This is a genomic window from Okeania sp. SIO2B9 (assembly GCF_010672505.1).
Classification (GTDB): domain Bacteria; phylum Cyanobacteriota; class Cyanobacteriia; order Cyanobacteriales; family Microcoleaceae; genus Okeania; species Okeania hirsuta.
This window is the reverse complement of sequence record NZ_JAAHGK010000374.1, coordinates 1-5949: the sequence shown is the minus strand read 5'-3', so window position 1 is coordinate 5949 and position 5949 is coordinate 1. Positions and strand designations below refer to the sequence as shown.

The following is a 5949-nucleotide window of genomic DNA, read 5'->3' as shown; positions in this document are numbered from 1 at the left end:
CTGTGGAAGACTATCCATAAGCAATTTTTCCTTATGCCTTCTGCCTTTTGCCTTCTGCCTTCTTCAACTTTAAACTTTCTCTTTTTCACGTTCCTGTGCAAACAATTTTTCTAAACGGTCTGCCCAATGTTTCTGATTAATATTAGCATCTTGAATATAGGGAGAAATTGCAATTAGCTTCATAAATAATTCATTAAAAACTGAAAGAGGAAAACGCATTGGTCTCATTATGTCTAAGAATAAAACTACACGGACACCATCAGTTTCATTCCAAGCTTCATGGGGAAAAGAATCATCAAACATCATACTTTTTCCTTCTTCCCAATGACGGGTTTCATTACCAACTCGAATGCGACATTTTTCTTTTGGTTCAGGTACTTTTAATGCCAATAAATAACGAATAACTCCTTTGTAGGGACCTCGATGTTCGGGAATATGTTTACCAGGTAATAAAATTGAAAAGAATGCTGTTTTCATCCCCGGAATTTTTTCGATTAAACGAGTTGTTTCTGGGCATCTTTGACAATTTTTTTCTGATTTAATACCATACCCATACATAAAATATGTTTTCCACAAATCATCAGGGCTAGTATAATCAGCTTGGTCTGGAGAAATGTCTTGGAAATTTGGTAAATTATCTCTGTATTTTAGGAGTTCATCTAATTCTTTGCGAATCAATACCCAATTTGCTTCTACCTCAGTGGTCCAGTCAAATTGTTTAGAGTCAAAAAATGCTGTATCGCCAATCAAGGAATATTTAGGAATTAACTTTTCATAATATCCAAGAAGTTTAACTCCAATACCATATATTAATATTCTCCTAAATTTTGCCCTGATTGTTTCTAAAGAGAGATTCACCATAGATTTTTTTGGCTTGATTTTAAGCTGTTTGGATAATTTTTATTTAACCAGTCCAAGTTAATATAGTACACAAACTAATATTTTGGAAGTCGAGAATAATTAAAACATTTTAAAACAATTGTCTATGGCACTACGTCTTTTGGTATCCATTCTTAGAAACCTACGATTATCTATATAAATCTATGATTTTCTCTAAATAATCATAGTTCTTGTCAAGCTGTTATTTACCCCCAATTTACTGAGCGGATACAAAATCACCTAAATAACACGGGAGCATGAAAGCCATAGTCTTTTAAGCGATGGATCAAAGGTGAGGAGTCGGATTTTAATCCGAATATTTTATTTTACCTCAAAGCAACGTTGAAGCTCCCCGTGTTTGAACCGGGACATGAAAACAAGGGAGTTGTTTGGACTAGACAACTTTAGTTGTCCTTTGTTACTATGATCAATAATAAGTTTTCGCACCGCCGGTTTCCAATTTACTCTTGTCCGCAAGTTTTAGTAAGTAAAAATCCCGAATTAATTGCTATCTTAAAATTCTTATGTGAACAGTCTCACAAGCTCACTAACATGGGAATATATTATGGCAGACAATTATATTTTAAGTCTCACAAAACTCCAGGTAAGTATGACGCAGGAAAAAGTCTACAAAAATTCCAAAAATCCAAAATAAAATCAATTCTTATCCATAAATAATCAATTACTCCCCTCCTGGGAGGGGCGAGGGGTGGGTTCCCTGTTCCCTGTTCCCTGTTCCCTGTTCCCTCTTTTCTGGAGATGTCTAATGAAAAATCCCAATACAAAATATGATTTTCTAATTGTAGGTAGCGGCATCTTTGGTATTACTGCTGTTGTAGAATTAGCCAAAAGAAAATATAAAGTGGCAGTTATTAACCCAGATACCATTCCCCATCATCTAGCAGCTTCTACTGATATTACTAAAGTTGTTCGTATGGAATATGGTACTGATAAAGAATATTTCCGCATGGCAGAAATATGTATTGACCGCTGGAAAGAATGGAATGATTTTTTTGCGGAAGAATTATATCACGAAGTAGGTTTTTTAATGCTGTGTAAAGATAAAATAGAAAGCGATCGCCACAGCTTTGAAAAATTTAGTTACCAAAATCTCATCGAAAGTGGTTATTCTCCAGACAGAATGAATGCTGAAAGTATTAAAGAACGTTTTCCAGTTGTGAATACCTCGGTCTACATAGATGCTAATTTTAATCCCAAAGGAGGTTATGTAGAATCTTCACTGGTAGTAGAAAAACTAACTGAGTATGCTTGTTCTTTAGGTGTTGAAATTTACCAAGGGCAAACCGCAGAAAGTTTGATTGTAGAAAACGGGAAGCTACAAGGAGTCAAAACTAGAGAGGGAAATACTTTTCAATGTGGTCATGCGCTAGTAGCAGCAGGTGCGAATACTCCCTATCTTTTGCCAGAACTACAACCTTACATGAAAACGACTGGCCATCCTGTTTTTTGGTTAAAACCTCAAAATCCTAAATACTTTTCGTCGCCATATTTGAGCGTTTTTGCAGCCGATATTTCTAATTCTGGTTGGTATGGTTTTCCTTTTTTGCCTAGATATGGTGTTGTCAAAATAGCTAAACATTCTAGTGGTGTACCTCTTCATCCCGAAAATAGCGATCGCCGAATAAAGGATGATGAGGTAGAGAAGATGCGGTCTTTTCTGAAAATGACTTTCCCCGAATTGGTAGATGCACCTTTGGTGTATACTCGTAGATGTTTATATACTGATACCCTTGACGGACACTTCTGGATAGATAACCATCCAGAAATTAAAGGTCTTTCTGTGAGTAGTGGTGGCAGTGGGCATGGATTTAAAATGGCACCTTTATTAGGAGAAATTACAGCGGATGTTATGGAAGGGAAATCAAATCAATTTTCCCAAAGGTTTAGATGGCGACATTTAACACCTGATACCGTTCAAGTTGAAGAAGCGAGAGGTTCTGAAATTTAGGCGTTGCATAGAGTGCGGGATGAATTTGTGGTTGTGGGGAGTGTGGGAGGAGCATTGACTTAATCAAAGAATAACGATACAATACGTTAAAAAGCATACTTTTAGATAGGCTGCGCTAACTCGTACATGAAATCCATTAGAACCAAACTCAAATTAAATAATAAGCAGAAAACTCTGATGGCTCAACACGCGGGCTACTCTCGATGGTGCTATAACTGGGGTTTAAGTTTGTGGAATGCTGCATACATTGATGGTTACAAGCCTAATACTCGTAAACTCAGAGAAGTGTTTACCAATCACACAAAACCTCTTTATCCTTGGATGAAAGACTTATCATCTAAAGTTTATCAATATGCTTTTATTAACTTGGGTGAAGCATTTAAGAGGTTTTTTCAAGGGTTAGGTAAATATCCAAGATTTAAGAAGAAAGGTAAGTCTGATTCATTTCCTACGGAATGCTACGCAAACACAATAGATAATTGTGGAAAACCAATAGAACTAAACGGATGGAGTCACAAATTACCTTTTATTGGTATAGTTAAAACTTATGAACCTATTGAGGCAACAGTTAAAAAAATAACTATTAGCAGGCAAGCAGGAGATTGGTATATTAGCTTTAGCTTTGAATTTCATCCTCACACCATACCCAAAAAAACTGATGTTATCGGTGTAGATTTAGGTGTAAAAACCTTAGCTACTTTAAGCGATGGCAAGGTGTTTCCTAGTATCAAACCTTATGGAAAAGCTGAGAAAAAACTGACTAAGCTGCAACGTCAAGTTAGTAGAAAAGTCAAGTATTCAAATAATTGGTACAAAGCTGTAATCAAGTTAGCCAAGCAGCATAGACGAGTAGCTAATATCCGCAAAGATGCACTTCATAAACTGACAACTTACTTAACTAAGAACCACGGCTGTGTTGTCATTGAAGATTTGAATGTGTCTGGTATGTTAGCCAACCATAAACTAGCTAAATCAATTAGCAGATAGTGATTTTATGAGTTTAGAAGACAGCTTGAATACAAGTGTCAATGGTACGACTGTGAATTAGTAGTAGTAGACAGATTTTTTCCATCATCTAAAACTTGCTCTAGTTGTGGTCATGTACAGGATATGCCTTTGAATATCAGAACTTATGACTGCCCAGAATGCGGTCTATCAATAGACCGAGACTTAAATGCCTCAATTAATTTTAGAAGAATGCGCTGACAAATACAAAGGTTTCTGTCGCCGTTACACACCCAGGAAAAAAACAACCAAGAAAAATGATTGGGGCAAGAGAATATTGAGCAAAGTTCCCAAAAGCAAGGTATCTCCCGGACAAATACCCTTACCATTTTTGATAGAAAAGATTGTCTTGATAGAAATTCCAGAAATTGCACAGACAGCGATACATTTTATTAAAGCGAACCGTTTTCCCAATTATTCTGTGGAGTGGTAGGGGCGGTTTTTTTCAGTTATCAGTTATCAGTGGGGTTTGTAGGGGCGGGTTTCACCAAAAATATTGTTATAACTGATTGATTTCTCTAAACCCGCCCTGCTTTCAACCAGATTTTGGGTGTATGTTGATATTGATTGAACGCGGAATGGGGGCGGGTTTATTTAATTTAATGTTAATGCCGATGAATTTGGTGTGGAACCCGCCCCTACGTTCTTAATCGCCTCCACCAGCTTTCCAAGCAATAGCTTGACTCGGTTGAGGATCGGGTAACTTCAGGGAAATTAAACCTGCTGCTAATACAAACGACATTGATACCCACAGACAACCAACTAAACCAAATATCTGATAAACCAACCCAGATAAAACTGTACCTGCAAGACGACCACCAGAATTAGCCATATAATAGAAGCCAACATTTAAAGCTACTTTGTCATCATCTGTAAATGCCAATACCAGGTAGGAATGAACCGCAGAGTTAAAAGCAAACACTACACCAAACAGCATCAGTCCACTAACAATAACCCAATTAGCAGGTAAACCTGATTGTAACGCAATAGCGATCGCGCCGGGAATACCAGTTAATGTAAACGTCCAAAATTGAATAGTTTTTGATTGTGGTGGCTCACCAGAACCAAATTTTTGTATAAGTGTCGGTGCTAAAGATTGAATAATACCATAACCAATAACCCAAGAAGCCATAAATCCACCAACTTCATAAAACGACCAACCCAAAGTACCTTGCAGAAAAACAGGTAATCCTACTACAAACCAAACATCTCGCGAACCAAATAAAAAGAAACGGGCAGCAGAAAGAATATTAATTTCCTGACTTTTAGAAAAAAGTTCTTTAAAGTTCACTTTCTGCTTAATTTTGCCCATGTCTTCTGGCAACATTATGCTGGTGAACAGAATTAAAAATAATCCGCCTGCCATTATCCACAGAGCATTGACAAATCCAAATAATGTCAGTAGCGCACTACCGACAAAAAAACCAACTCCTTTCAGAGCATTCTTGGAACCAGTTAATACTGCCACCCACTTAAATAGAGATGATTCAGCATCTTCAGGCACAACTAACTTAATCGCACTTTTAGAACTCATTTTCGTTAAGTCTTTAGCTATTCCCGAAAATGCTTGTGCTACCATCACATAAGATACAGCCAACCATTGTGCCCAACTTGGGTTTACCCATGAAAGCATAATTAGGGCGAAAACCTGCAGAGCAAGACCGCTGTAAAGAGTTACTCTTAATCCAAACTGTGAACCGATCCAACCACCAAAAAAATTAGTAAAGATGCCAAAAACTTCATAAAATAAGAACAAAAAGGCTATTTCTAGGGGAGAGTAACCAATTTTGTAGAAGTAGAGTAGCACTAACATTCGTAAAGCACCATCAGTAATGGTGAAACCCCAGTAAGCAAGAGTGACTAGGGCATAATTTTTTATACTAGAACTTGTGGTAGAAGCCATGATTTTAATTAATTTAAACTATTGTAACCAATTTGCTAAAATTAAACCTTCAATTCTTAACATATCAGAATCATTAGAAACTAACACTAGATTATGATAAATTGCTGTAGTAGCAATCAAAATATCGGGAAATTGTATGGGTGTTCATTTTTTCCTTAAATTTGCATAAATGCCAGAGGTGATATTAATTATC

General features: G+C 36.7%; 4 protein-coding genes and 1 pseudogene. 3 read left to right on the top strand and 2 right to left on the bottom strand.

The genetic code is table 11. The annotated features are described in order from the left end of the window. Nucleotides 1-69: 69 nt before the first annotated feature. A complete protein-coding gene (locus F6K13_RS14795) occupies nt 70-861 on the bottom strand; it encodes an aspartyl/asparaginyl beta-hydroxylase domain-containing protein (RefSeq protein ID WP_124144832.1) in 792 nt (263 codons plus the stop codon). Between the two features lie 784 nt (nt 862-1645). On the opposite strand from F6K13_RS14795, the gene F6K13_RS14790 reads away from it, so the two are divergent. From F6K13_RS14790 to F6K13_RS14780, 3 genes and pseudogenes are all read left to right on the top strand, one after another. Beyond that, nucleotides 1646-2848 (top strand): FAD-binding oxidoreductase, encoded by a 1203-nt coding sequence (locus F6K13_RS14790; RefSeq protein WP_124144833.1) that lies wholly within the window; start codon nt 1646-1648, stop codon nt 2846-2848. Nucleotides 2849-2974: 126 nt separating this feature from the next. Beyond that, nucleotides 2975-4054: pseudogene (locus F6K13_RS14785) on the top strand (RNA-guided endonuclease InsQ/TnpB family protein). Further along, nucleotides 4023-4286: a hypothetical protein gene (locus F6K13_RS14780; protein ID WP_124144834.1), complete on the top strand. Its 264-nt coding sequence runs from the start codon at nt 4023-4025 to the stop codon at nt 4284-4286. Before F6K13_RS14785 ends, F6K13_RS14780 begins: the two are co-directional and overlap by 32 nt. 213 nt (nt 4287-4499) lie before the next feature. On the opposite strand, the gene arsJ is transcribed toward F6K13_RS14780, so the two are convergent. Next, a complete protein-coding gene (arsJ, locus tag F6K13_RS14775; RefSeq protein ID WP_124154642.1) occupies nt 4500-5756 on the bottom strand; it encodes an organoarsenical effux MFS transporter ArsJ in 1257 nt (418 codons plus the stop codon). Between the last annotated feature and the right edge of the window lie 193 nt (nt 5757-5949).

Bases quoted from the DNA above. Each gene is read 5' to 3' on its own strand.
- F6K13_RS14795 (WP_124144832.1), bottom strand. From the start codon at position 861: ATGGTGAATCTCTCTTTAGAAACAATCAGGGCAAAATTTAGGAGAATA.
- F6K13_RS14790 (WP_124144833.1), top strand. From the start codon at position 1,646: ATGAAAAATCCCAATACAAAATATGATTTTCTAATTGTAGGTAGCGGC.
- arsJ (WP_124154642.1), bottom strand. From the start codon at position 5,756: ATGGCTTCTACCACAAGTTCTAGTATAAAAAATTATGCCCTAGTCACT.
- F6K13_RS14780 (WP_124144834.1), top strand. From the start codon at position 4,023: ATGCCTCAATTAATTTTAGAAGAATGCGCTGACAAATACAAAGGTTTC.